A 26,493-nucleotide genomic window follows, 5' to 3' on the forward strand; every position below is an offset into this window, starting at 1 on the left:
GGCTTCTTGTGTGGGAGTCTTCGCGAAATTCAGAGTCCGGCGGCTTGCAGCGCCTGCGCCAACATGGCGATTTCATCGGCTGGCAGCGGACCCATCGGCGGCCGCATCGCATCGCTCGGGATGCGGCCGAGCAGCTTCAGGCAGGCCTTGAGACGCGCGTTGGCATGGCCGCCCGGTGCGGTGCCGTAGATGGCTTTGGCGAGCGGGTAGATGCGGTCGTTGAAGGCACGCGCGGCAGCGAGGTCGCCCGCCTCTATCGCGCGGTACAGGCCGACGACCAACTCCGGCGTGATGCAGGCCAGGCTCACCAGGCTGCCTTCGGTGCCGACCGCGAAGCAGGTCAGCAAGTGCTCGTCGCCCGACGCCATCACCATCACGTGCGGCGCGACGCGTTGCACCATCCGGCGGTTGGCCTCGTAGGCAGCGCTTTCCCAACTGCCTTCCTTGATGCCGATGACGTTGTGCAACTGCACCAGCCGCTCCAGCACGTCGGCCGTGTAGCCGAGCGTGCCAGCGCGCACGCCGGCCTGGTAGAGAAACAGCGGCAGGCGGCTGTTGGCAGTGGCGATGCGGTGATGCCGCACGGCCACATCCGCGTCTTGCGAAAGCGCCCAAGAGAACGGCGGGAACACCAGCACCGCGTCGGCACCGGCCTGCGCGGCATCGTCGACATGGCGCTGCGCTTCGAGGCTGTCTTCGGCGTTGATGCCGCAGACCAACAGCGTGTGTGCCGGACACGCTTGGCGGGCAATCTCGACCACGCGGTGCTTGTCTTCGCGGCCGAACATGAAGTTCTCGCCGGCGTGTCCGTTGATCAGGAGGCCGGTGATGCCGTCGGCGCGTGACACTGCAGACAGGTGCGCGGCCAGGGTGTCTTCGTCGATGCTGCCATCGGGCAGCAGCGGGCACACGGTGGCGGCGTGGATGCCGCGGAAATGATCGGAGGATTCAGAAGGCATGGCGGCACGCGGTGATGGACTGCGGCCACCTTAGCGGTGTGCCAGGGTACGGGCCAATGCGTTTTGGGGGCGCGACTATAAGTGCGCCAAATAGCGGTCCTCGATGATGACCGCTAAGCCGGTCGCAGCCGGTCGCAGCCGCTCGCGCGTCTTACGCGACCGACTGCTATCGGCCGACCAGAAGCAGACAAGATTCTGGATCGCCTCGCCGGGCGGGACGGGGTCTTCCGCCTGCGCGTCTGCCGATGTCGCTGTCAAACGAAATTTGCAAGCCTCGGCCTGAATGCTCCACGTCACGAGTTTCGAAACCCGTCAGGGCCACAAATCAAGAACTACTCAGTTCAACCCGCGTTGGGCAGCGACCGAGCTGTGGGCGCATAGATGACCCTTCCAGAAACAATACGGTGTCGACAAGCGTGCTGCGCGCGGTCCAGCATGCGAATGGCGCGCTGCTGAACTTCGGCTCGCAAGACTGGGTCCTGAATGCCGTATGCGCTACCGGCTGCTAGAGGCGCAGGCGCCCTCGTTCCTGTCGCGCGACGAGCTCCTATCCTGTAACAGGCGCACGCCGCACACCTTGCCCATGCCAACGTACCGCACACGGCCGCCTGAACCGCCCTGTGAACACTCAAAGCCTGCGCGGTTGAAGACCTAAAAAAATCGCAGCTACAGCACTACCGATCGCCCTCCAGTCAGAGTCGTTTGGAGAAGGGAGGTAATGCCTACTCCGCGTAGGCTGATCATTCTCTTTTAGCCACGTCGCGACGTCTGCTAGGAGACTGCCTCCAAAGCCTCTATGTGGCTTGTAGGAACAATTTGCCTCAGCGTGCGCTTGACAAACCCCGGCAGGACAACAAATTGGAGTTCCCACTAGAGCAGCAGCGGCGCTAGTCCAAAAAACTTTCGTTGCGGCATTTGCCATTCCTTTAATGTCGTAGCCAGACACTCCTTTTTTCAAGCTCAAAAATTCAGAAACTCTAGGATAGACCACCTCCATCCTGGCTAAGTCTTCCGATGGAACGACCGGCATATTTTGACGCACACGATCTATAAGCCGCCAAGGCAATGAATTTTCAATCATTCGTCCTGCTGTAAGCTTAACTTCGAAGACCGACGAGCCAGTTACCGTTGTGCACGGACTTGCTGTCGGGCCAGGACCTTCAGTTGGACCCTTAATATCAGAATCGACAACACAGAAACAAATCTTTCTGCCGACAATCGCTTGCTGTAGTGCCCGATGCGTATTCCCGCCTCCGCCACCCATATGATCCGCGTGCAGTTCAAAAGCACCCAACTTTTTTTCGTTAAGGTAATCCGCACCTGCGGCTAGAAAGACATGCGTATCGTGCAAATCCTCGCAAAGGAGGCACGCGCGAGACACCGGATTTGCTGTCAGCCAAATTAGCGGCACATCCCAGCCATGAACCGCGCGTGTTGGAACAGTTCCCACTGCAGTGACGACGCAATAGTGAGTCAGTAAACGTGGCAAGGATCCATAATCGGCATATCGGGTACGAATTTTTTGTGCAGCCCCTCTTTGCTCAATGGAAAAGTTTGGCGATTCTTCAATGGCCCTGCATGCCGACCTTTCCATCAACACCACGTGGTGTCCATCAGCATATGTGTTTAGGAGACGCGAAACCGCCACACGCGTCGCCTGGACTGCAGTTTGCTCCTCAGCCAACTTCGAAGCCTCTTCGTTGAGAACAAATAACATACCTTCTCAGTACTCAAAGAAGCCAATCGGCCAGTTTTGCAAAATCCCTTTGTCGTCGAATTTGGCAATTCTGATGGACGTCGCAGGATTGGGAAACTCGGACTCAAAAACGATCACTTGAACGTCGTCCGCACTTAGTGCTCCCTCCCCTACAAGTTCGCCAAGCCTATTTATCAGATTCGGACTGTGTGTTTCTGCAACAATTCGAAGAGGAAGTCTCCGGGAACTTTCGTCTCCCACATCGCGCTTAGCAACGCATGCAGCGAACACATCCGCAAGCTTCGCTTGGTATGCAGGATGTAAATGTAGTTCCGGCTGCTCGACCACAACAATTGGCGCTAACGCTCTTTGACTTGAACTCACGGCACTTCTCGTAAGCAAAGGAGAACGAATAGGTCTCCTGCGCATAGAGGCCCACAGCTGTATCGCAACCGGTACAAGTTGCGAATATCCAAGTCCAACGTCGGCCATATTGCGGCTATGACCCATTGCTTCGATTTCAATGTTGAGCGAAGAATGCCCCCCTACCGTTCGGACACTTAATGAAAACCCAAAAGTGCTAATCAGCCAACCATTAAGTTCATCACGCTCGCGAATCGACAGCCCCTGCAAGAAAAAAGTTGTGTTAAGACCTTTTGGATCGAGCTCCTCAATTGAGACCTCCTCTCTTCTATAGTATCTCTGTGCTGTTGCTCTGAGCGGCTCTAGATAACTAACCCCAGCGCTGAAGGAAAGTATTGCGTCATCCAACTCCGCGAGGAGCGATTCCAGGTTGAATACAACCAGTGCACGCTGCAATTCCAGTACCTTTGGCGTTTGTGACGTAGAGGCTGCCATGTTCGTCCTCCAAGTATCTGGTACCCCCGCTAGTGAACGGCAGTATTCCAGCAGAACGTTTGGCGAGGCGACTGGCAAGCGGCGCGCTATCTCATCTTTCCGCTCCGTTAAGGTGTTGCCGTGCACGAAGGCGCCAATTGCAGCCCTCACTCGGGCAAGCCCCAAGCGCTCCATTTGCGGCGTACTGAAAAAGGCAGCGTCACTAACTGTTGAAACTGCAGCTTCTCCACGAAACAGAAGCCTTAGGACTGGAAGTATTGCACCCTGCGCAAGAAAAGCCCTGCCATTCGACGGCATTCGTACTGGCTGACCGTCTATATCAACCTGCGGTTCCTTTGAGGTCGCTCCTGTGATTTTTATTTTTACGCCAAATATATCAAGTGCGAGCGCTCGTAGTACCGTTCTTCCATCCTCACCCTCAGCCCCAAGTTGCAATGTCACATCGACTGACCCCTGTTCGCCAGGGGAAAGGGCATCAGAACGTGGACTGCGACGACCTTGAAAAGTGGTGAATGAGCCTTTAAATTGAAATTGAAAATCGATTAATCTATTTCCTGCAAATGAAGAAACTGCTTCATCGAACGAACCAAAATCAACCAACCGGCCAAACCAAAGCAACGGACCTTGCTTCCTTCTTTCAGAACTCTGCTTAAGCAAAGGAAGTATTCGAGCGAACGTGCTTTTTCCTGCACTATTTTTTCCCACAAGAATTGTTATTGGCTTTAATTCTATTAGGCCCGTGTCTTCTAGCGACCTTAAATTTCGAACTCCAAAAGCATTAAGTTTTAGCATTGAGCACTCTCCTCATTGGATCGTAACCGTTTGTATGTAGTTCCGATACTGTGTCATTGCGCAAGTGCGTACTGGCGACCAGCGGTTCGCGGTGAAGAACGGGCTGGCGGTGAGCGAGCGGTGCGTCTTCCCCTACTCAAGACCGACCCGAGCCGCTGCGAGAGGTCCGCACATTTGCGTATCCAGTCGAAATCCGCAAAGCCTGTCGCGGGAGCCTCCGTAGGCCTCCGAAGCGGGCAAATCCGCAGCAACGCCGCCGCCTCAGCTATCCAACCCACTGATAGTCCCCCGCAGATATTGAATAAGCCGCAACGTCCTCAATAAGCCACCCCGCATCTATTCTGAAAACGCCCTACCGCTTTTCAGGAACCCCCATGCTCTCCGGCTTCAAGGTCATCAGCTTCAACCACTTCCACGCCGGCCCGATGGCGGCTCAGCTGCTGGCCGACATGGGCGCGGACGTCATCGCGGTGGAGCCGCTCGACGGCGCCTTCCACCGCAACTGGGCGGTCGCCAACCACTTCGTTGCGGGCCAGAGCGTGAACCTGCTGACGACCGGCCGCAACAAGCGCAGCCTGGCGCTCGACATGAAATCGGAGGCCGGCAAGGCGGTCGCGCGCAAGCTGGTCGAAGGCGCCGACGTGGTGATGGAGAACTTCCGTCCGGGCGCGATGGCGCGGCTGGGCCTGGGCTACGAGCAGGTCAAGGCGTTCAACCCGCGCATCGTCTACGCATCGGTCAGCGGCTACGGCGCCAGCGGGCCTGACCGCGACTTGCCAGGGCAAGACCTGTTGCTGCAGGCGCGCTCGGGATTCGCCGCACGCACCGGCCGCGCCGACGGGCCGCCGACACCGGCCGGCCCGGTCATCGTCGACCAGCACGCCGCATCGTTGCTGGCGATGGGCATCTTGGCTGCGCTGCTGTCGCGTGAGCGCACCGGGCAGGGTCGGCTGGTCGAAGGCAGCCTGTTGCAATCGGCCATCGACCTGCAGGCCGAGTCGATGACGGCGTGGATGAACGGCGCACGCTCGGCGACATCACGCGGACCGCACGGGCTTGCGAGCTGGTGCGGCTCGGGGCCGTCGGGCATCCACGCGACGGCCGACGGTCACCTGGCAATCTCGATGGCGGCGCCGGCCGATCTGGCGGTGGCACTCGACCTGCCCGAACTCGCCGGCTTCGACACCGCCGACAGCTTTTCGAAGAGCACCGAGATCACCCGCATCGTCGCGCAGCGCATGCCCGCGCGCACCACCGCGGAATGGCTGCCGCTGCTGGCCGCGCGCGGCATCTGGCACATGCCGGTGAAGGATTACGACGAGCTCCGCGACGATGCGCAGCTCGCGCACTTGGGCGTGTTCATCGATGCCGAGAGTGTCGAGGGCGCGCCGATCACGATGCTTAACCACCCGTTGCGTTACGACGGCGCGGCGCCGCCCGTGCGCTGGGCGCCGCAACGGCTGGGCATGCAGACACGCGAGGTGCTGGGCGAGATCGGCTATGGCGCCGACGAGATCGATGCGCTGATTGCTTCGCGAGCGGTCGGCGAACCGCCGGCGCCCTCCTCCAACTGATCACATCCATCCCATGTTCGACTTCTCCACCCCGCCCGACGTGCAACTGCTCGTCGACACCGTGCGCCGCTTCGTCACCCAGGAAGTGCAGCCGCTCGAAAACGAAACCGAAGTGCTCGGCCATGTGCCGCCCGAAGCCTTGCAGCGCGTGCGCGGTAAAGCGCAGGAGCTGGGCCTGTTCGCGATGAACATGCCGGAAGACTGCGGCGGCGGCGGGCTCGACAACGTGACCATGTGCCTGGTCGAAGAAGAGTTCGGCAAGACCTCCGACGCGCTGATCCGCCGCGTGTTCGGTCAGGTCTATCCGATGCTGCTGCCCTGCAATGCCGCGCAGCGCGAGAAGTACCTGTTGCCCACGGTCAGGGGCGACAAGATCTGCGCGATGGCCATCACCGAACCAGGCGCCGGCTCCGACGCCGCATCGATCTCGACCACCGCGCGGCTCGATGGCGACCACTGGGTGCTCAACGGCGGCAAGCACTTCATCAGCGACGGTGATATCGCCGACTACGTCATCGTGATGGCGCTCACCGACAAGGAAAAGCGGGCCCGTGGCGGCATCACGCTGTTCCTGGTCGACAAAGGCACGCCCGGCTTCAGCGTGAACCGCGTGCAGCCGATGATGGGCCACCGCGGCTACGGCCATGCCGAACTCTCCTTCGACGAATGCCGCATTCCTGTGGACTCAGTGCTGGGCGAAGTCGGCGGCGGCTTCAAGCTGATCATGAACAGCGTGGCCGGCATCCGCCTCGCGCACATCGGCGCACGGGCGGTCGGCATGGCGTCGCGCGTGCTGGAGATGATGCGCACTTATGCGGCCGAACGTAAGCAGTTCGGCCAGCCGATCGGTGATTTCCAGATGGTTCAGCAGATGATCGCGGACTCGGCCACCGAGATCTTCGCCACGCGGATGATGGTGCTCAACACGGCATGGGAACTCGACCAGGGCCGCGAGCCACGCGACAAGGTGTCGATGGTCAAGCTCTACGCCTCCGAGATGATCGGCCGCGTGGCCGACCGCGGCATTCAGGTCTTCGGCGGCATGGGCTTCTGCAAAGACTTGCCGCTGGAGCGCATCTACCGCGACAGCCGAGTGACTCGCCTGTACGACGGCACGTCGGAGATCCACCGCATGCTGATCGCCAAGGCCGTCATCAAGAACGGGCTGGTGCTTTGAACGGGCGGCCCGCGCTCAAGGTCGGCGACGCCATGTCGTTTCGCAAGACCCTCACCGTCGCCGAGCAGGCGATGTTCACCGGCATCAGCGGCAACATGGCGCCGCTCTACGTCGACAAGCGCGCAGCCGAGGCGGCCGGATTCGAGAACATGCTGGCCTTCGACTTGAGCGCGATCGCACTGGCGACCACGGCGCTGAATCGCGTCGCCGGCGTCGCATGGCGGCTCGGCGGCCTGCAGATCGACTTCGCGATGCCGGTGCTGGTCGGCGAGACGGTCGAGTCGCGCATCGAGGTGCTCGACGTTGCGAACGACGCCGTGTCTTGCAGCGTGCGGTGCACCAAGTCCACCGGCGAGGTGATGGCACAAGGCACCGCCAGGCTGGTGCCCGTGCAAGCGCGCGGCTGAAAAAACGAATCAGCGCCATGTACGAACTCAAACCCTTCGACAGCCTGCATGTCGGCGACTGCGTGTCGGTGCGCAAGACCATCACCGAAGCCGACGGCGCGCTCTACATCGCGGCCACCGGCGACTTCGGTCCGGTGCACGTCGACGACAGCTATGCCCAGACCACGCGCTTCGGCAAGCGGCTTGCGCCCGGCATCATGGTTGCCGGCATCTGCACCAGCGTGCTGACCGCCGAACTCGCGGGCACGCTGGGCGTGTCGATCGAAGACCGCTTCTGGTTCACCGGGCCGGTGTTCTATGGCGACACGATCGAGTTCAAGGTCTGGATCGCACAGATGAACGCCGGTACGCGCACCGTCACCTGGCAGGCCAGCGCGGTGAACGAAGCCGACAAGGAAGTGCTGAAGGCCGAGGCCACGCTTAAGTTCCCGCGGGTGAAGCCGAAGGTGGCGGCATGACGGGCATCTCGACTACGGTTGCGGCGCCTCAACTTCACATGGTCCGCGTCGATGTCGATCCCGCGCATGAGGACGCTTTCAACCGCTGGTACGAAGAAGTACATGTGCCCGCGCTGCTGGCCTGCCCCGGCTGGTTGTCGGCACGCCGCTTCGTCTCACTGGAAGATGGGCCGAAGTACGCGGCCATCTACGAAGTGGCCGGCGACTGGGTCTACGACACGCCGGAGTTCCATGCGGTGAAGGGATTTATGGAATTCACGCCGCATGTGCGCAACTTCATGCGGCAGCGCTTCGCGCCGATTGGCAAGTAGCAGGTTGGGGCGGGCCTCGCCGGACCGCGCAAGAACTTACGGGCGTGGTCGCTTCAGGTACGCAGGCGCTTGCGCATGGTCTTCGTACTTGCCGTAGCGCGTCTCCGCCGGGTAGTACTCCGAAGCGTGTTGCACCTTGCCCGCCGCATCGTCGCCGGACTCGCTCGCGATGAACGCCAGCATGAGGTCGATGCCGGCCGACACGCCCGCCGACGACCACAGCTTGCCGTCGCGCACGAAGCGCTCCTCGACCACATCGACGTCCCCGAGTTCACGAAAGCGATCGAGCTGCGCCCAGTGCGTCGTGGCCCTTTTGCCGGCGAGCAGGCCGGCGGCGTGCAACACGAAAGAGCCGGTGCAAACGGACAGCACGGCGCAGCAGTTCGCGGCCTGAGACGAGACGAAATCCAGCAGCGCGCGATTGCCGACTTCACGGCGCGTGCCCTGCCCGCCCGGCACCAGCAGATAGTCGAGCGGCGGGCAGTCCGCGAACGACACATGCGGGTTGATCGACAGACCCTTGGCGCATGTCAACGGCCCCGGCGATTCGGAGATGATGAGGCAGCGGCCGGGTCCGTCTGCGACCTTGCTCCACATCGTGAGCATTTCCCACGGGCCGACGAAGTCGAGTTCTTCTACCTCGGGGAAGACCAGGATGCCGAAGGTGGTCGTCGTGAAGTCCTGCATTGCTTTGTCCATTCAGATTGCCGGTGGGTTCAACGTCCGCTCGAACAACGCGAGCAGATGGCGCGCGAACAAGTCCATGTTCATCGCGCGGTCGGTCTCGCCGGTCATCACGGTTTCCAACGCCACAGAATCGCCGACTACTGCCAGACAGACGCGGCCTGCCGGGTCGCCATACGGACTGCCGACCGGCCCCGCGGCACCGCTCTCGCTGATGCCCCAGGTCGCGCGATGGATGTCGCGTGCCTTGCCGGCAACGAGCTGCGCATAGGGCTCGGTTTCTCCCCGAAGACCGACCATGTCGTCGGTGGTCAGACCAAGCAAACCCTTGCCGGCACGGCGCGAGTAGACGACCGCGCCACCGAGGAAATAGGCCGACGCGCCGGGGATCGCAAGCAGCGCTGCGGAGACGAGTCCGCCAGCCGATGATTCCGTTACCGCAACGGTTTTTCCGCGCGCACGCAGAACGGCGCCGACACGGGCAGCTATCACCGCCAACGGCTCGGGTAAATCAGACATCGAGAACCTTTCGATCGAGAGCGGCGGCTTCGACAGGCGCCGCCTTGCCACCGATCATCCACCACGCGCTCGCCGCGCTCAACAACGCCAGCCCGGCGCAGAGCAGCATGACCCAGCGAAAGCCGCTGACAAAGGCATCTGCCACCGCATGCTTGAGCGCCGCTGTGGTCGCCGCATCGAGCCCGGCCGGCAACAAGGCGCCTGCGAGTTTGTCGCGTTCGCCTTGCAAAAATTCCGTGACCGCAGGCGAAGCGCCGATCGCATGCAGTCGCTCCATCAGCGCGGCATCGAATACCCACGCCATGACCACGCCGAACACCGCGATTGCCAGCACCGATGCGGCACGCGACACCGCGTTGTTGACGCCCGATGCCACGCCTGCGAGATCCGGCCCGACCGCGTTCATCACGGTGGTGGTGAGCGGTGCCACGGTGATGGTCATGCCCAAGCCCAACACCACGACGGCCGGGAAGAATCCGGTCCAGTAACTGGCCCCGACGCCCGGCACCGCGAACAGCGCGAAGCCTGCGGCCGCGATGGTCGGGCCGATGACCAGCGGCAAGCGCGGCCCGAAGCGATCGACCAGCTTCCCGGCCCAGCGCGACAGCGCGAACATGATGAGGATGAACGGCAGCAGCGCAGCACCCGCGACGGTGGCGGAGTAGCCCTGCGCCTGGATCATGTTGAGCGGAAAGAAGTACAGGCCACCGCCGAGCGCCGCATAGAGCAGCAACGTCAGCAGGTTCGCGCCACCGAAGTTCGCGACCTTGAAAAGACCGAGCGGCAACATCGGCGACCGCAGCCGGCTTTCGACCACGACGAAGGCAACGGTCCCGGCCACGCCGAGCACCAGCGCCGTCAGCACGGCGGGTGACGTCCAGTGCTGCGTCGGTGCCTCGATGAAGGCGTAGACGATGCCGCCCAGCGCCACGGTGGCCAGCAAGGCGCCCCAACCGTCGAGCGCGCCGGCCTTCTGGTTGCGGCTTTCGGGCACGTGGCGCCAGACGAGCAAGAGCACGACCACGGCCATCGGCAGGTTGATCAGAAAAGCCCAGGTCCACGAGAAGCGATCGACCAGAAAGCCGCCAAGCACCGGACCGATGGCCGCAGTGATGCCGCTGAAACCCGACCAGGTGCCGATGGCGCGTCCGCGTTCTTTTTCCGGGAACGACGCGCTGATGAGGGCCAGGCTGCCGGGCACCAGCAAGGCACCGCCGACGCCCTGCACTGCGCGCGCCGCGATGAGCTGATGCACGTCGCCAGCGGCGGCGCAGGCTGCCGACGCCAATGCGAACAGGCCGACACCGATCGCGAAGATGCGCCGCCGCCCGAAGTGGTCGCCCAACGCCCCGCCCACCAGCAGCAGCGCCGCCAGCAGCAGGGCATACGACTCGACGACCCACTGCGCCTGAAAAGCCGTCGCATGCAGGTCGCGCTGGATGGCAGGCAAGGCCACGTTGACGACCGTGCCGTCGATGAAGGCCATGCTGGAACCGACGATGGCGGCCGCCAGCACCCAGGGCCGGGAGGCCGGCGGGCATGGCGTCGTATCGGACTTGCCGATCTGCGTCATCGGCCCAGACTCTACTTGCCGCGAGTGCGCAGCACGCTGAACACGCCGGCCAGCGCGGCGCATGCGGCTGCTACCGCCAGGGCGATGACCTGGCCGCGCCCTTCGTGCGGACCCCACGCACTGAAGATGGCGGCCAGCATGACCGCGCCGAGCGTTTGCCCGGTCAGGCGCGCGGTACCCAGCATGCCGCTCGCCGCACCACTTCGTTGCGGCGGGGGCGAGGTCACGATGGTGTGGTTGTTCGGCGACTGGAACAGCCCGAAGCCGGCACCGCACAGCGCCATGCGCCACACGATGTTCAGGTTGGAAGGATCGGCCGGCAACGCGGCCAGCAGCGCCAGGCCCAGCGCCATCAATGCCATGCCGATGCCGCCGAGCAGACCGTCCGGGACGCGGCCGATCAGCCGCCCGGCGACGGGCGCAGCCACCACGATGGCGAGCGGCCAGGCGGTGATGAGCAAGCCGGCCTCGATGTGCGAACGGTGCAGCGTCTCGAGCAGCATGAATGGCAGCGCGATGTACGACAGCATCTGCGCGCTGAAGGCGCCGACGGAAGAGCACATCGACAGTGCGAACACCGGAATGCGCATCAGGTCGACCGGGAACAGCGGCACCGCCAGCGTGCGCTGGCGCAGCAGGTAGAACACACCCACGACGATGCCTGCCGCGAGCAGGACCCACGCCATCGGGTCGGCGCCCTGCCCGCCTTCGCGCACGCCGAGCCGGTCGGCGCCGATGAAGATCAGCGAGAACATGGCGATGTTCAGGACCACGTCGATGAGCGAAAAGCGCGAGCCCGCAGCCGGCGCCACGCGGTTGGCGGGCAACGACTGCATGCCGAGAAAGAACACCGCGATGCCGAGCGGCACGTTGAGCGCGAAGAGCCACGGCCAAGACGCCACCGACAAGATGGCTGCCGCGACCGATGGTCCCGCGACCGAGGCGGTGGCAACGACCAGCGAGTTGATCGCCATGCCGCGCCCCAGCTTGGTCGACGGATAGATGAGCCGAACCAGCGCCGCATTCACGCTCATGATCCCGGCGGCGCCCAGGCCCTGCAGCGCGCGGGCCGCGATCAATGTGCCGAGCGAGTTCGACAGCGTGGCACCGAGCGATGCCAGCGTAAAGAAGGCCATGCCGACGAGGTAGACGCGGCGATAGCCGACCAGATCGCCCAGCGAGGCCAGTGGCAGCAGCAACACCAGGATGGCGATCTGGTACGCGTTGACGACCCAGATGGCGTGCGACGCACTGGCGTTCAGTTCGCGCGCGATGCCGGGCAATGCCAGGTTGACGATGGTGCCGTCGAGCACCGCCACCGCGATGCCCAGGATGATCACCATCATGGCGCGGTTGCGTGCCGGCTGGGCCAGGCCGTCGCCGAGCTTGGGCGCGGCGTTCAATGCGCCGGACGTGTTGGACGTGTCGGATGTGTCGGAGGCCACGGCGCTCACAGGGCCTCCTCCATTTTCGGCGCCGTGCGCCAACCGCCCAGCGTGAGCCAGGTCAGCACCGCAGCGACGAACGCCCCTGCGGCCATGCCCGCGACCATCGGCAACGGTCGGCCATCGGTAAAGAGCCCGACCGCCGCCATCATGAAAGCGCCCGTCAGCATCTGCAGCGTACCGAGCAAGGCCGACGCCGTGCCGGCGATGGCGCCATGCGCTTCGAGCGCGAGCACCCCGGAGGTCGGTATCACCAGTCCCATGAACCCGCTGGCGATGAAGTACAGCACGATGAGCACCGCCAGCCGGTCACCGCCCGAGGCGAAATAGGCGAACAGCGCCAGCATGACGGTGCCGCAGGCGAGCACGCCGAACTTCACGACCCGCACCAGGCCGAAGCGTTCACCCAGCGCGCCGGTGAACTGCGAGGCAGCGATGAAGGCCGCAGCGTTGACGCCGAAGGCCACGCTGTAGACCGCAGGCGACAGGCCGTAGTGGTCGATCATCACGAACGACGAGTTGGCCAGGTAGACAAAGAAACCGGCCAGCGCGAAGCCGCCGATGAAGACCAGGCCGAGGTAGTGCCGGTCGCGCAGCAGGAGCCAGTACGCACCGAGCGCGCTGCCCAGACTGCTCTCGACGCGCTCCGATGGCGGTCGCGTTTCGTCGAGCTGCATGAACATCATCGCCATGCCCGCGACCGACGCCACCATGACGACCCAGAACACACCGCGCCAGCCGCTGAGTGCGATGACGCCGCTGCCCGCCAACGGCGCGAGGATGGGCGACACGCTGAACACGAGTATCAGCAGCGACATCAGCCGCGCCGCATCCGTGCCGGTGTGCAGGTCGCGCACGATGGCGCGCGGAATCGCCATGCCGGCAGCCGCGCCCAGCCCCTGGATGAAGCGCAGCACGATCAAGGTCTGGATGTCGGTGGCCAGTGCACAGCCGACACTGGCAAGCGCGAACAACGCCAAACCCGCATAAAGAGGAGGCTTGCGCCCGACCATGTCCGACACCGGGCCATACAACAACTGACCGATACCGAGGGACAGGAAGAACGCCGTCAGGCTCATCTGCACGGCACCGATGTCGGCCCCCAGGCTTTGCCCGATGGCCGGCAAGGCCGGAAGGTACATGTCGATGGCGAAAGGACCGATGGCGGAGAGCAGGCCCAGCAGCAGGGCCATTTTCAGAAAACGGGAAGGCATGTTGCGATTGTCGCAATCCCGGTAACCGGTCACTCGATATGGTCTTGTTCGAAAGCATGCTGACGCTGCTGGTCATCGCGTTGGTATTGCTCCAGGTGTCGCGCCGCTGGCCGGTGCCCTACCCGGCCATGCTGGCGCTGGCGGGTGTGGTGGTGGCAGCGCTGCCCTGGGCGCCGGAGATCGGCATCGATCCCTCGCTGGCGCTGGCGTTGTTCATTGCGCCGGCGCTGCTCGATGCGGCGTTCGACTTTCCGCCGCGGCATCTGCGGCGCTATTGGTTATCGTTGTTCTCGCTGGCCGCGGTGCTGGTGCTGTTGACCACCGCGGCCGTGACCTGGCTCGGTGTCGTGGTGGCCGGCCTGCCACTGGCGGCGGCCATCGCGCTCGGCGCCATCGTCGCGCCACCCGACGCCGCTGCGGCCAGCGCGGTGCTAGGGCGCTTTCAGTTGCCGCGCGCGACCGTCAGCGTATTGAAGGGGGAGAGTCTGCTCAACGATGCGGTCGCGCTGCTGATCTTCAGCGCGGCGGTGGCGTCGGTGGCCGCCGGTTCGGCCGGTTCGGCCGCGGCCACCGGCGCGGCTGCGACCACACCGGTGGCGCTGTGGCTGGCCGCACCGGGCGGGCTGTTGCTGGGCTTCATTATCGGCAAGATCCAGGTGGCCGTGTCTGCGCCCCTGGCGGGTTCGCTGGGCGGCACGCTGTCGGAATTCGTCTCGACCTTCGGCGCCTGGGTGCTGGCTGAACGGCTGCATCTGTCGGCCGTCCTTTCGGTCGTTGCGCTGGCGATGACGGTGGCGCGCTATGCGCCCGAGAAGACCGCACCGCGCGACCGGGTGCATTCGTATTCGGTCTGGGACACGACCGTGTTCGTACTCAACGTGCTGGCCTTCCTGATGGTCGGGCTGCAGGCCCGGGGCATCGTCGAGCGGTTGTCTGCAAGGGAGCTGTGGCCGGCGATGGCTTTCGCTGGCGCGGTGCTGCTGGTGGTGATCGTGGTGCGCATCGTCTGGGTCATGTTCTACAACCGCGTGCTTCACTTCTTCTCCATCAAACAGGGCGCACGCAAGGTGCCGACGCTGGCGCAAGGCATGTTGACCTCGTGGTGCGGCATGCGGGGGCTGGTCACGCTGGCCACTGCGCTGGCATTGCCGCAGCACTTTCCGCAACGCGACCTGATCGTCCTGAGCGCTTTGGCCGTCGTGCTCGGCACGCTGGTGCTGCAAGGCCTGACGCTGGCGCCGCTGATCCGGCTGCTGCGCTTTGCCAGGGACGAATCGTTCGACCACGAATTGATCGCCGGCCGCATCGCGCTGATCGACGCAGGCATGGCCAGCGTCGAGAACGAGCGCGGCGATGCGGCCGAGGCGCTGCGCGAAACGCTGAAGGCCGACCGCGAGGCCATCGACGCCGGCAAGCACCCGCGCGAAGCCGCCAAGATCGACGACCTGACGCGTCGCAGCATCGCCGCACAGCGCGCCAGGCTTGCGGACTTGCGACGCTCGGGCGAGATGGAAGAAGACGTGTTCCACACGCTCGAAGAAGAACTCGATTGGGCCGAGCTGGCCGCCTCGCCGCCGAGCAGCTTCGAGTTGGTCGAAGGCTGAACGGGCCGCTGCTGCAAAAACTGCTAGCGGCCCTGGGCGTTGGAGCCGCCAGGAACCGCCCGCTCCAGCGTGCGCTTCATGATCGCCGACGCCTCTTCGACCATCGTGTTGATGGCCGGCGTGAGCGCGTCAGGCAACACGTCGGTGATCCAAACGATCTGGCAACTGCCTGGGGCAGTCTGAAAAACCTGCACCGACGCATTGTGGTGTGCCGCACGGCCGCCGACCGCCGAGTACGCCAGCCGGTGCGCCGCGTCATCGACCGCCAGGATGATTTCGCGCGCCACCACGCCGTTGGCGAAAGTGACGATGCGCGCCTTCGGCTCCAGTTTGACGTCGACGACGAAACCGGGCACCAGCCGCTCGTGCACCACCTCCCAATCGCGCACCGCCTCCCAGACTTGCTTGGCCGGAGCCTGGATATCGATTTGCTTGTAGATGGATGCCATGCGCGCATTCAACCTCAAGGCAGGTTGAAAAGCGAGTCCATTCTGTTCGCTTGCGCACAATCGGCATGAAGCATCGTCAGCCGCAGCAGTGCACATTTCAAACCTCAGACTCGAGGCAGTTGCCCGCTGACCACTTCCTTGACGACCGACCACAGTTGCACCGCCGCAGGGTTGGTCGTCGCACCGTCTCGGTGAAGCGAGACCCGTACTTTGTGCAATCGGGGCAGTCTCAACGCCGCGCTTGCCGGTGCAAGCTCTGGCGGGATGTGCGCCGTCGTGCGTGCGGTGACACCCAGCCCGGCCTTCGCAGCGGCCCATATGCCGGACACGCTGGCACTGGTCAGCGCAATCCGCCACGGTCGTCCTGCGCGGTCGAGGGCATCGGTCGCCGCCTGACGAAACCCGCAGGGCTGATCGAGCACGAGAAGCGGAACCGCCGCGTCAGCACCCAACGAAAAATTCGGGCTCGCGATCCACTGCACGGGCAGGCTCGTCAATATTTCTGAAGTTGCCGTGTCCGCGTCGCCGAAGGCGAGAACCAGATCCAGATGGTCCGACTTCAGCGCGGACAGCAACACCGGGCTGCGATCCACAGTCACGGCAATGCGCACAGCCGGATACGCTCTTGCAAACTGGGCGAGAGCCTGCGGCAGCCAACTGTCCGCAAAGTCCTGCGGCATGCCGAATCTCACTTCGCCCGCCAGATGCACGCCCTGCACGGCGAGCAATGCGTCCCCGTTGATCTGCAGCATCCGCCTGGCAAACCCGACAAGCAGTTCGCCCGCCTCGGTCAAGGCCTGCTGGCGCCCGGACTTGCGGAAGAGCTCGGCTCCGACTCGTTCCTCCAGCGCCTTGATCTGAAGGCTGATGGCACCTGGAGAACGATGAAGCTGAGCGGCGGCTTTGCCGAAGCCGCCGAGGTCGACAGCAGCCACCAGCGTTTGCAGGAGTGAAAGATCCAAAAGCATACGTGAGGAATTCTAAACTTTTAACTATAAACAAATCGTTTGTTTAAACGTTCAGGTGGACCTAGATTGAGATCCTTCTCTCACCGCCCAAGGAAACGCCATGCTGGCTATGCAATACGGTTTTGATTTTCCCGACGACTTCGATCTGGACTCGGTCCGCAAACGCATCTCGGAGATCGGTGCGCGCTTCGACGGGCTGCCGGGCCTTCACCTGAAAGCCTTTTTGGTAGCGGCATGCTCGGGCGCCGCGCCCAACCGCTATGCACCGTTCTATCTTTGGAACGACCCTGCAGGGATGACCGCTTTCCTCATGTCTGACTCGTTCCGTGCGGTTGCGGCAAAGTACGGCCGGCCCAAGGTGCGGTCGTGGAGTCCAATCGCCAACCAGCATGGCCCTGCGCGCGCAATGACGCCGACGTTTGCCACGCAGCAATTCATCGACTTGCCGCCGAACACAGACCTCGTCGCGCTCGCCGCTGCGGAGCGGGACGCCGCCAGCCTGGTGGCAGGCGAGTCTGGACTGCACACCGTCTTCGTGGGGCTCGACCCGCATGCCTGGCAACTGACCCGCACGGCGCTTTGGTCCAGCCCACCGCAAGGCATCGCCGACGCACGAACGTTCGAGCTGCGTTACCTGGCGACAGGCAGCCGGTATTGACTGCACAAATTCGGCTGAAGCACTACCGACTCCGTCATCACAGTGATTTCGTCGCAGCCCCGCTTCGAGAGGCTTTCGCCTACGAGCCGGCGAGCCGGAAAGCCGTCAGTTTGTCGTTGTCATCCGCGATGATTCAGTGATGACACAAACGTATTCGATCGAAGAAGGAACCGCGCACCCGTTGGGCGCCACTTACACCGGCCACGGCGTCAACTTCGCGCTGTTCACCGCGCATGGAACCAAAGTCGAGGTCTGCATCTACGACGAGGCCGGCATCGAGGAGTTGGCCCGCATCACATTGCCTGAATACACCGACGAGGTCTGGCACGGCTTCGTGCCCGGCTTGCAGCCCGGCGCCCGTTACGGCTACCGCGTGCACGGCCCGTACGAGCCCGAGAAAGGCCACCGCTTCAATCATCACAAGCTGTTGATGGACCCGTACGCCAAGGCGCACATGGGCGAGCTGAAGTGGGGGCCGGAACTCTTCGGCTACACCGTCGGCCATGAAGATGCCGACCTGAGCTTCGACGAGCGCGACAGTGCGCACATGGTGCCCAAATGCGTGGTGGTCGATTCGCACTTTCAGTGGAAGCAGACCCGAAACGTTCGGGTGCCGTGGGACCAGACCGTGTTCTACGAAACCCATGTGCGCGGCTTCACCATGCGCCGGCCCGACGTGCCCGAGCACATGCGCGGCACCTTCGCCGGCCTGGCGCAAGACGGTCCTATCAAGCACATCCGCGAACTGGGCGTGACCAGCGTCGAGCTGTTGCCGATCCAGATGTTCCTGAACCAGCCGTTCCTGACGGATAAGGGCCTCACCAACTACTGGGGCTACGACACGATGGGCTTCTTCGCGCTCGACCAGCGCTACATGGACGGGCCCAACATCGACGAGTTCAAGGCGATGGTCGATCGCTTCCACGAGAACGGGCTCGAAGTGATCATGGACGTGGTCTACAACCACACGCCCGAAGGCAATGAGCTTGGCCCGACGCTGTCTTTCAAGGGCATCGACAACGCGAGCTATTACCGGCTGATGCCGGGCGGTGGTGCAGACGGCAACGGCGCTGAAGGCCCCGGTGCGCGCTACTACATCAACGACACCGGTACCGGCAATACGCTCAACCTGAGCCATCCGCGCGTGCTGCAGATGGTGACGGACAGCCTGCGTTACTGGGTGACGGAGATGCGCGTCGACGGCTTTCGCTTCGATCTGGCGACCATCCTGGCGCGCGAGCCGTACGGCTTCGACGAAGGCGGCGGCTTCCTGAAGAGCTGCCGGCAAGACCCGGTGCTGTCGAGTGTCAAGCTGGTGGCCGAGCCATGGGACATCGGCCCCGGCGGCTATCAGGTCGGAGGCTTTCCTCCGGGCTGGGCCGAGTGGAACGACCAGTTCCGCGACAACGTGCGCGCCTGGTGGAAAGGCGACGAAGCGCTGGCGCCCAAGTTGGCGCAGTGCATGTCGGCCAGCGGTGACCGCTTCAACCATCGCGGCCGCCGTCCTTGGGCCAGCGTCAACTTCATTACCGCGCACGACGGCTTCACGCTGGCCGACACGGTGAGCTACAACGAGAAACACAACGACGCCAACGGCGAAGACAACCGCGACGGCTCCTCGGACAACCGTTCGTGGAATTGCGGTGTCGAAGGCGACACCGACGATGAGGCAGTGCTCGACCTGCGCGCACGGCAGCAGCGCAACATGCTGGCGACCTTGCTACTGGCGCAGGGCACGCCGATGGTGTTGGCCGGCGACGAGTTCGGCCGTACGCAACAAGGCAACAACAACGCCTATTGCCAGGACGACGACATCTCGTGGTTGCACTGGGAAATCGACGAACGTGGTCAGGCGCTCAACCGTTTTACGCAACGTCTGACGAAGCTGCGTAAGGAATTGCCGGTGCTGCGCCGCGGACGCTTCTTGTCAGGCGACGTCAAGGAAGAGACGCAGCTCAAGGACGTGACATGGCTCGCGCCCGATGGTGCCGAGATGGATTCGGGCCACTGGGACGACCCGCAAACGCGCTGCTTCGGCATGTTGCTCGAAGGCACCGCGCAAGCTTCTTCGATCGCGCGGCCCGCTGACGATGCGACCGTGATGATCATGATCAACAGCTGGCAAGACGCGATCGAGTTCAAGCTGCCGGCGCGTGCCGACGGTGTGCATTGGTCGCGCCTGATCGATACCGCACTCGACCCGCAGGAGCCCGAGGACTTCGAGCCAGAGGCGATCTACACGGTCACGGGACGGTCGATGCTGCTGTTTGTCGCTGCCGGTGAAAAGCAGTCTGCGGACGCGGTCGCGGCGCTCGTCGCATCGCTCTGACGATGGTGCGGTGACTGGGAGTCGGTACAAGATGCACCCATGGCACGCGACGTACTCCTCACCTTCAACCCTGGCTCATCGACGATCAAGCTCGGGCTCTTTGCGATCGAAGACGGCAAGGCGCGAGCGTTTGGGCAGGGTGCCATCGATCTCCGGCACAAGCCGCTGTCGCTAAAGATCGAGGAGGCGAATCGACCGCTTCAGGTGACCTTGAAGTCGCACGCCACAGAGGACCTGCACGACGTTATCGATGAAACGCTCGGCTGGCTCGCGAGCCATTTCCAGTCCGACAAGCTCTTGGCTGTAGCGCATCGCGTGGTGCATGGCGGCGATCGTTTCGACGGGCCGACGAAGATCTCTGACGACACGCTCGCGGCCATCGATGCGTTGTCGTCGCTCGCCCCGTTGCATCAGCCGCAGAGCCTGCGTCTGATTCGCGCGGTGCAAAAGCTGCGTCCTGACTTGCCGCAAGCCGCTTCGTTCGACACGGCGTTTCACCGCACGCAAAGCGACCTGGTGCGTCGCTTCGCCCTGCCCCGCGATCTGTTCGACCAAGGCATCAAGCGCTACGGTTTCCACGGGCTCTCGTACAAGTTCATTGCCGGCCGACTGGCACTGAATGGCGATGGCAACGTGGGCGATATCGGCGACCGCGTCGTCGTCGCCCATCTGGGCAGCGGCGCGAGTCTGTGCGGCCTGGAGAACGGCATCAGCCGCGATACCAGCATGTCGTTCTCGACGCTCGACGGCATTCCGATGGCGACGCGCCCCGGTGCGCTCGATCCCGGCGTGCTGCTGCATCTGCAGAAAGAAAAGCGCATGTCCGTCGACGCGCTCGAAGACATGCTCTATCACCGCTCCGGATTGCTCGGCGTCTCCTGCATTTCAGCGGACAGTCGCGAGCTTGTCGCCAGCGATGCACCGGAAGCACGTCAGGCCTTGGCACTGTTCGCATTGCGCGTTGCGCGCGAGATGGCGGCGATCGCCACCACCCTCGGCGGCCTGGACGCCATCGTCTTTACCGCCGGCATCGGCGAACATCAGCCGAGCGTTCGCGCGGCCATTGCGGCGCATCTGGGCTGGCTCGGCGTTCGCATCGACGCCGAGGCGAACAACGCACACAAGCTTCGCATCGACGCACCCGACAGCGAGATCTCGCTTCTCGTCATGCACACCGACGAAGAACAGGTGATCGCCGACGAGGCATGTCAGGTGCTATTTCATATAGAAGTGAGATAGCGGCTAAAAAGTCCATTTGGCGCTGACTCGTTGCCCTTCTTGCCCGCGATGTTGAACACGTTCAGCCCGAGGGTCAGCTGCTTGTTCACCGCGTAGCTGGTCCCGAAGTTCAGCAGCGTGGTGGAGCGTGAGCGCACCGTATTGAGCGTATCGAGCGCGCGTGGCCCGAGGTAGCGCAGCCAGAGCGACGCGGTCCACGGCCCATCGATGTAGGTGACGCCGGTCGCCAGCACGCGCTCCACGGCGTTGTCGACGTAGTTGCCCTCACCTTCCGGCGCGATCCCTTTGAAGCGGGCGCGTGACAGGGCGGCGTCGACCTCGAAGCGAAAGGCATTGTTGAGCTTCCACTTCAGCGTCGCCGACATAGACCAGTTCCGAGTCGAGGTCGAGCTTCCAGAGCGCCACGGTCGTCGTCAGGTCTTCGTTGGGCTGAAAGCGCCAGCCGACCTCGGCGCCCTTGCCCTTCACGAGCGCGGGCACGCGGTCTGCAGCCTGGCCGGTCTGCGGATCGACGCTGATGGTGGCGCCACGCACATCGCTGCTGTGAAAGCCGACACCTGCGTTCAGATAGAACTCGTGCTGCGGCGTGAGCGTGAAGATCAACCCCGCCTTCGGGCTGGCCAGCGAGTCGTGTCCCTTGCCACTGTTGAGCGGACCGTAGACCGGCTCGCGGCCCTGCATGTCGTAACGCAGCGTGTCCCCGCGCAGCCCCACGTAGCCGCGCCAACGGTCGCTGAAGTACACCAGCTGCTGCGCGTAGATCGAGAACAGATCCTCCGAGACCTTGTCGTCTCGCACTGTCGACAGCCGTTGCCGCGCTTCTGTGTTGTAGAGCCCGACCTCGCCGATGCGGTCGCCACGCCACGAGGCGCCGAAGGTGAGCACGCCGTCGAGCGAGCCGATCTTGTTGGGCATGACATGCGAGGCTTGCGCGCCGAAGATGGTGCGCCGGTCGGTCTGCTCGAACTGGTCGCCGTTGACCGGGTTGTTCAAAAAGTAGGCGAAGTCGCAGAACAGCTTGAAGCGATAGGCGATGGCATAGGCGCTGACGTTGGTCTCGCCTGCGGCCGTCTTGTTGAACCACTTGCCCGACAGGCTGACGCGCTGGGTTTCGCCGCCATCGGTTGGGTTGAGCGAGCCGAAGCGCGGCAACGCGCCGCTGTCGATCAGGCGCTCGGGCACCTGGTCGGTCGAGGTCCCGCGACTCTTGTAGGCCATGCCGGTGATGCTGAAGCCTTGCGTCGGCGAGCCCTGCGAATAGCGCAGCACCGCGTTGGCCTTCTTCAGGTTTTCCGACACGTTCCATGGGCCGTCGTTGCCAACGAGCTCGACGGCGCCGAGCCAGGTTTGGTCACCCACGGTGCGTGAGCCGGCGGCCAGCAGGCGCTTGTAGTTATTGGAGCCGTAGCTGATCTCGGCGAACGGCGCATCGAGTGCACTGAAGTAGTCGAGCGACGCGCTGCCCGCTAGCGAGAAGTCTCCGCCCTCGGCAAAGTAAGGTCCTTTGCGGTACTTCACGCCGGACACCAGTTCGGGGATGAGGAAGTTGAGGTCGGCGTAGCCCTGTCCGTGGCCGTGCGTCGGCATGTTGACGGGCATGCCGTCCAGGCTCACGGCGAAGTCGGTGCCGTGGTCAAGATTGAAGCCGCGCAGGAAGTACTGGTTGGCTTTGCCGTCGCCGGAGTGCTGGGTGGCGACAACGCCCGGCACGGCTTCCACGATGTCGCCGGGGCGCAGTTTCGGTCGCGCCTGGAATACTTGGCGCTCGGCCGCCCCTTCGCTGGCACTGTCGGCCGCGCCGATGGTGGCGTCTCGCGGGCCTCGCACTTCGATTTCTGGCAGATGGCTGTCTTGCGCCATTGCGGGTCCTCCGAGCAATGACAGTGTGCCGAGCGTGGCGCTGAAGACGCGGGAACGGGAATTGGAGTGCGCGTGGCGATGCGCAGCGTCGCGCGATACCCGTCGCGAGCTTCAGAGCGGTAGAGGTTTCAAACGGCGCCGCCGCGCTCGGCGGGACGCCCGACTGTCGTCAGCCGTTCAGGTCGACAGTGCCTGCGGCGGCCGCTCGATGCGCCACGGGTCGGCGCTGCCCGGTGCAACAGACCGTGCGGCTCTCCACGCCTTGCCGAATGCTTCGGGGGGCGGAAGTAAATCGACGTCGTTGCTGGCCGCCATGAACACGAACGACGCACTGGCTTGCGCCGTGTCGGTCGAGTCACCGCGGTCGGCAAAGTCGAAAGCGTCGTCCAGGATCACGCTGGTGTCGTCGAGCTGGTGATGATGTCGAAGGCCGAGTGCATGGGCATGCTCATGAGCCTCAGCCTGGGCTTCAGCGCGGTCATGCGAATGGCTGCGCGCATTGCTGTACTGCATGCGCCGAAAGTCGCGCCAGCCACTCATCGAATCCTTCGCGTCGCTTGCGACGATTCTTTCAGTGACCTCGGCGCGGTGGGTGTGCCGCGCTCCCAACACCGCCGTGACGGAAGCCGAGACGGCTTGCAGCGGAAGGCTCACCGCGAGGATCGCAACGACCATCCACTGAAGCAGCCGAAACGCTTCGCCCAACGTCAGCAGCCCTCTGGGGAGAGCTGGCAACGCCTGGCAAAGTCTGGCTTGCGGAGTTGGCATGGAGCGGGAAATGCTATTTAAATCTGGTCTGTTTACGCGGGAAACATGCCAGCGGATTCAATCGCTCTACGACGGTAGCGCGAAGTCAGGCGAAGTCAGGCGAAGTCAGGCGAAGCAAGGCGGAGTCGCACCGGAATCGATTTCGCTGCGGGCACTTTGCTTTGCTCGGCGTGGTGCGCGAGCGGGATCAGCGGATTGCATTCCGGGTAGTAGCCAGCGACGCAACCAGCCGGGATGTCGAAGCCGGTGATGCGCAGTCCCCGCACCTCGCGCGTGTGCCCGTCATCTACAGCGGTCGACGCGGTCACGATCGCGCCTTCGGCCAGCCCGAGCCGGTCGATGTCGTCGCGGTTCATCAACAGCACCTTGCGCGTGCCGTACACACCGCGAAAGCGATCGTCCAGGCTGTAGACGGTGGTGTTGAACTGGTCGTCGCTGCGCATGGTCATGAGTCGCAGCACGTCGGGGTCGGTCTCCGGCGCGTCGGGGTCGGCGACCAGGCTCTTCACGACCATGAAGTTGGCCTTGCCGCTGCTGGTCTTCCAGATGCGCTCCCGTGCCGGAATCGGCCGCTGAAAACCGCCGGGAATGCGAAAGCGCTGCTCGAAGTCTCGAAAAATTTCCGGGTACGTGGCCTCGATGGCGCTGCGCACCCGCCCGTAGTCGGCGACCCAGTCCTGCCAGGGCACCATCGGGTTGGGCGCGAGCGTCGCCTGCGCGATGCCGGCGATGATCGAGGCTTCCGAACGAAGGGTCGACTCGGCCGGCTCCGCAACGCCTTTGGAGGCATGGATGAAGCCTGTCGAGTCTTCGAGCGCCACGGTCTGCTCGCCGCTCGCCTGCCGATCGATCTCGATGCGGCCCAGGCACGGCAGCAGGTACGAGACCTCGCCGTGGATCAAGTGACTCCGGTTGAGCTTGGTCGCCACGTTGACAGTCAATCGCAAGCGACGCCAGGCCGCCTCGACACGCTCCGTCTCCGGAACCGCCCGCACAAAGTTGCCGCCCAGCCCGATGAAGGCGCGAACCGACCCGTCGATCACACCCTCGCAGGTTTCTACGGTGTTCAGCCCCTTGGTGCGCGGCGGCTCGAATGCGTACAGCGCGGCCAGCTTGTCGAGCGGCGCCAGCGCCGGCTTCTCCGTGATGCCGACCGTGCGCTGGCCCTGCACGTTCGAGTGCCCGCGCACTGGGCAAATGCCTGCGCCCGGCCGGCCGATGTTGCCGCGCAGGAGCAGCAAGTTCGACAGCATTTGCACGTTCTGCACGCCCTTGCGGTGCTGTGTCAGGCCCATGCCGTACACCGCGATCACGGCGTGCGCTTTGGCATAGACCAGCGTTGCCTGCTCGATGTCGTCACGCGTGAGGCCCGACTCTTTTTCGATCCCGGCCCACGAGGCTTCGCGGACCGTTGCGGCGAACATCTCGAAGCCGCTGGTGTGCTCCGCCAAGAAGTCGACATCGAGCACGCGCTTGATGCCGGCGAGCCTTGCGATGTCGTCCATCGCGATGAGCGACTTGCACATGCCGGTGAGCACTGCGATGTCACCACCGATCTTCAGCTGGTGGTACTGCGTGCTGATCTTCGTCTCGGCCAGAGTCAGCATCTCTATCGGCGACTGTGGATTGGCGAAGCTCACCAGCCCGCGTTCACGCAGCGGATTGAAGGTGACGATCGGCACGCCGCGTTTGCGCGCGTCTTGCAGTTGGTGCAGCATGCGCGGACTGTTGACGCCCGTGTTGTGGCCGAAGAAAAACATCGCGTCGGTCTGCTCGAAGTCGTCGAGCGTGACAGTGCCCACCGGCACGCCGATGGTCAACGGCAGCGCGACCGATGTGCTCTCGTGGCACATGTTCGAGCTGTCGGGCAGGTTGTTGTTACCGTACAGCCGGGCCAGCAACTGGTACATGTAGCTGGCCTCCAGCGAAGCGCGACCTGAGGCGTAGAACACAGTCGACTTCGGGTCTTCGGCGCGCAACTTTTTAAGCTCGGCGCCGATGTCGGCATAGGCATCTTCCCAACTGACTTCGAGGTAGCGATCGGTGGCGGAGTCCCATCGCATTGGCACCGTGAGACGGCCGCCGACTTCGAGTTCGTGATCGCTCCAGGTTTCCAACTCGGTCAACGTGTGTTCTTCGAAAAACTTTGCCGGCATGCGCTTGCCGGTGAGTTCCCAGGCGGTCGCCTTGGCGCCGTTCTCGCAGAACTCGGCGAGGTGCGGCTTGGACGGCTTAGCCCAGGCGCAGCTCACGCATGAGAAGCCGCCGGGCTTGTTTTGAACGAGCAGTGCTTTGGTGCCGGCAACAAGGGCTTCTTCCCGAATCAGGTAGGTCGTCACTGCCTTGACGGAGCCCCAGCCGCCCGATGGATGGTCATTGGGCTTGAATTCGGGAACTGCGCTCATCGGGGACTACCTTTTTGAATCGGCCGGTGCCTCAACAGGCATCGATGTCTTGAAAGATAGGCAGGAGACGCGCTCTGTCAGGTAGGGAAGACGGACCGCGCTTTGTAAGACTGAGGGATGCACTTGCTGCTGCGGCTCTTGCGCGAGCCATGAGACGGTACGCGCCAACACTTATCGCGAATGACGACGACCGGCAGGTATGGGCGAGGACAAGAAGAAGGCGGGTTGACGATGCGCTCGTGCGGGGCGCAGGCCGGCGCGGTGCACTGCTCCGCTCATGTCCCCCGGCTTCGCCTCCTCCTTTACTTCGCTGCGCAGTACACCCCACCGGCCTGCGCCATGTGAGGGCCGCGGTTGATCGGGGTGCGCGACCGTCAGCTTCGGGCCCAAAGCAGTCTTAGCCTGCGCTCCAAAACTGAATCGCCCCGGGATTCGTGGAGGCTGATTGGTTTAAGTCAGGCCGCCACCATGGTGGCTTGACTGGCGAGTTGCCGGTAGTAGTTTGCCTCAGCTTCTGCAGGCGGGATGTACCCGATGGGTTCGAGC

21 protein-coding genes and 1 pseudogene are annotated in these 26,493 nt (G+C 63.5%); 9 read left to right on the plus strand and 13 right to left on the minus strand.

Going from position 1 to position 26,493, the window contains the following annotated elements; translation table 11 throughout:
• Positions 1–29: 29 nt before the first annotated feature.
• The 3 genes from QN397_RS09415 to QN397_RS09425 form a co-directional block, all read right to left on the minus strand.
• Positions 30–959, minus strand: coding sequence for a dihydrodipicolinate synthase family protein (locus QN397_RS09415; protein WP_323500759.1), 930 nt, complete (start codon positions 957–959; stop codon positions 30–32).
• Positions 960–1,587: 628 nt separating this feature from the next.
• Positions 1,588–2,676 carry a hypothetical protein gene (locus QN397_RS09420; protein WP_323500760.1) on the minus strand — a complete coding sequence of 363 codons (1,089 nt, stop codon included), beginning with the start codon at positions 2,674–2,676 and terminating at the stop codon, positions 1,588–1,590.
• A 6-nt stretch (positions 2,677–2,682) separates the two neighbouring features.
• A complete protein-coding gene (locus QN397_RS09425) occupies positions 2,683–4,305 on the minus strand; it encodes an AAA family ATPase (RefSeq protein WP_323500761.1) in 1,623 nt (540 codons plus the stop codon).
• Positions 4,306–4,679: 374 nt separating this feature from the next.
• On the opposite strand from QN397_RS09425, the gene QN397_RS09430 reads away from it, so the two are divergent.
• Genes QN397_RS09430 through QN397_RS09450 form a run of 5 tightly spaced genes read left to right on the plus strand, consistent with a single transcriptional unit; the run spans position 4,680 to position 8,232 of the window.
• Positions 4,680–5,879, plus strand: coding sequence for a CaiB/BaiF CoA-transferase family protein (locus QN397_RS09430; protein WP_323500762.1), 1,200 nt, complete (start codon positions 4,680–4,682; stop codon positions 5,877–5,879).
• A 13-nt stretch (positions 5,880–5,892) separates the two neighbouring features.
• Entirely contained in the window at positions 5,893–7,056 is a 1,164-nt protein-coding gene (locus QN397_RS09435) for an acyl-CoA dehydrogenase family protein (RefSeq protein WP_323500763.1), read from the plus strand.
• The gene (locus QN397_RS09440) at positions 7,053–7,463 is read left to right on the plus strand and encodes a MaoC family dehydratase (RefSeq protein ID WP_323500764.1); all 411 of its coding nucleotides are present in this window, start codon (positions 7,053–7,055) and stop codon (positions 7,461–7,463) included. The genes QN397_RS09435 and QN397_RS09440 overlap by 4 nt, the downstream gene beginning before the upstream one ends.
• Positions 7,464–7,480: 17 nt before the next feature.
• Positions 7,481–7,921, plus strand: a complete 441-nt coding sequence (locus tag QN397_RS09445) for a MaoC family dehydratase (protein ID WP_323500765.1) — start codon at positions 7,481–7,483, stop codon at positions 7,919–7,921.
• Positions 7,918–8,232: a hypothetical protein gene (locus tag QN397_RS09450; RefSeq protein WP_323500766.1), complete on the plus strand. Its 315-nt coding sequence runs from the start codon at positions 7,918–7,920 to the stop codon at positions 8,230–8,232. Before QN397_RS09445 ends, QN397_RS09450 begins: the two co-directional genes overlap by 4 nt.
• Before the next feature lie 36 nt (positions 8,233–8,268).
• Here QN397_RS09450 and QN397_RS09455 read toward each other — a convergent pair whose 3' ends face one another.
• The 5 genes from QN397_RS09455 to QN397_RS09475 form a co-directional block, all read right to left on the minus strand.
• Complete coding sequence (locus tag QN397_RS09455; RefSeq protein WP_323500767.1) at positions 8,269–8,931, minus strand: DJ-1/PfpI family protein; 663 nt, start codon at positions 8,929–8,931, stop codon at positions 8,269–8,271.
• Positions 8,932–9,435, minus strand: a complete 504-nt coding sequence (locus QN397_RS09460) for a CinA family protein (RefSeq protein WP_323500768.1) — start codon at positions 9,433–9,435, stop codon at positions 8,932–8,934.
• Positions 9,428–11,008, minus strand: a complete 1,581-nt coding sequence (locus QN397_RS09465; RefSeq protein WP_323500769.1) for a DHA2 family efflux MFS transporter permease subunit — start codon at positions 11,006–11,008, stop codon at positions 9,428–9,430. The genes QN397_RS09460 and QN397_RS09465 overlap by 8 nt, the downstream gene beginning before the upstream one ends.
• A gap of 11 nt (positions 11,009–11,019) precedes the next feature.
• Positions 11,020–12,354 carry an MFS transporter gene (locus QN397_RS09470; RefSeq protein WP_323500780.1) on the minus strand — a complete coding sequence of 445 codons (1,335 nt, stop codon included), beginning with the start codon at positions 12,352–12,354 and terminating at the stop codon, positions 11,020–11,022.
• Between the two features lie 104 nt (positions 12,355–12,458).
• Positions 12,459–13,646 (minus strand): multidrug effflux MFS transporter, encoded by a 1,188-nt coding sequence (locus tag QN397_RS09475; protein ID WP_323500781.1) that lies wholly within the window; start codon positions 13,644–13,646, stop codon positions 12,459–12,461.
• Positions 13,647–13,705: 59 nt separating this feature from the next.
• Here QN397_RS09475 and QN397_RS09480 point away from each other — a divergent pair, with 59 nt between their 5' ends.
• Complete coding sequence (locus tag QN397_RS09480; protein ID WP_323500770.1) at positions 13,706–15,271, plus strand: cation:proton antiporter; 1,566 nt, start codon at positions 13,706–13,708, stop codon at positions 15,269–15,271.
• 23 nt (positions 15,272–15,294) lie between these two features.
• Here QN397_RS09480 and QN397_RS09485 read toward each other — a convergent pair whose 3' ends face one another.
• Positions 15,295–15,720: an SRPBCC family protein gene (locus tag QN397_RS09485; RefSeq protein ID WP_323500771.1), complete on the minus strand. Its 426-nt coding sequence runs from the start codon at positions 15,718–15,720 to the stop codon at positions 15,295–15,297.
• 104 nt (positions 15,721–15,824) lie between these two features.
• Positions 15,825–16,682 carry a LysR substrate-binding domain-containing protein gene (locus QN397_RS09490; protein ID WP_323500772.1) on the minus strand — a complete coding sequence of 286 codons (858 nt, stop codon included), beginning with the start codon at positions 16,680–16,682 and terminating at the stop codon, positions 15,825–15,827.
• Positions 16,683–16,788: 106 nt separating this feature from the next.
• Between QN397_RS09490 and QN397_RS09495 the strand changes: the two genes are divergently transcribed.
• The 3 genes from QN397_RS09495 to QN397_RS09505 all read left to right on the plus strand — a co-directional run bounded on the left by QN397_RS09495 (position 16,789) and on the right by QN397_RS09505 (position 20,914).
• Complete coding sequence (locus tag QN397_RS09495; RefSeq protein ID WP_323500773.1) at positions 16,789–17,346, plus strand: DUF4865 family protein; 558 nt, start codon at positions 16,789–16,791, stop codon at positions 17,344–17,346.
• A 139-nt stretch (positions 17,347–17,485) separates the two neighbouring features.
• The gene (gene glgX, locus QN397_RS09500; RefSeq protein ID WP_323500774.1) at positions 17,486–19,675 is read left to right on the plus strand and encodes a glycogen debranching protein GlgX; all 2,190 of its coding nucleotides are present in this window, start codon (positions 17,486–17,488) and stop codon (positions 19,673–19,675) included.
• 39 nt (positions 19,676–19,714) lie between these two features.
• Positions 19,715–20,914 carry an acetate/propionate family kinase gene (locus QN397_RS09505; protein ID WP_323500775.1) on the plus strand — a complete coding sequence of 400 codons (1,200 nt, stop codon included), beginning with the start codon at positions 19,715–19,717 and terminating at the stop codon, positions 20,912–20,914.
• On the opposite strand, the pseudogene QN397_RS09510 reads toward QN397_RS09505, so the two are convergent.
• The 3 genes and pseudogenes from QN397_RS09510 to QN397_RS09520 all read right to left on the minus strand — a co-directional run bounded on the left by QN397_RS09510 (position 20,896) and on the right by QN397_RS09520 (position 25,947).
• Positions 20,896–22,774 (minus strand): annotated as a pseudogene (locus QN397_RS09510) (TonB-dependent receptor). The gene QN397_RS09505 and the pseudogene QN397_RS09510 overlap by 19 nt on opposite strands.
• Before the next feature lie 177 nt (positions 22,775–22,951).
• Positions 22,952–23,479 (minus strand): hypothetical protein, encoded by a 528-nt coding sequence (locus tag QN397_RS09515; RefSeq protein WP_323500776.1) that lies wholly within the window; start codon positions 23,477–23,479, stop codon positions 22,952–22,954.
• Between the two features lie 158 nt (positions 23,480–23,637).
• The gene (locus QN397_RS09520; RefSeq protein WP_323500777.1) at positions 23,638–25,947 is read right to left on the minus strand and encodes an FdhF/YdeP family oxidoreductase; all 2,310 of its coding nucleotides are present in this window, start codon (positions 25,945–25,947) and stop codon (positions 23,638–23,640) included.
• Positions 25,948–26,493 lie beyond the last annotated feature (546 nt).

The sequence above is a fragment of the Variovorax sp. RTB1 genome (assembly GCF_035018765.1).
In the GTDB taxonomy this organism is placed as follows: domain Bacteria; phylum Pseudomonadota; class Gammaproteobacteria; order Burkholderiales; family Burkholderiaceae_C; genus Variovorax.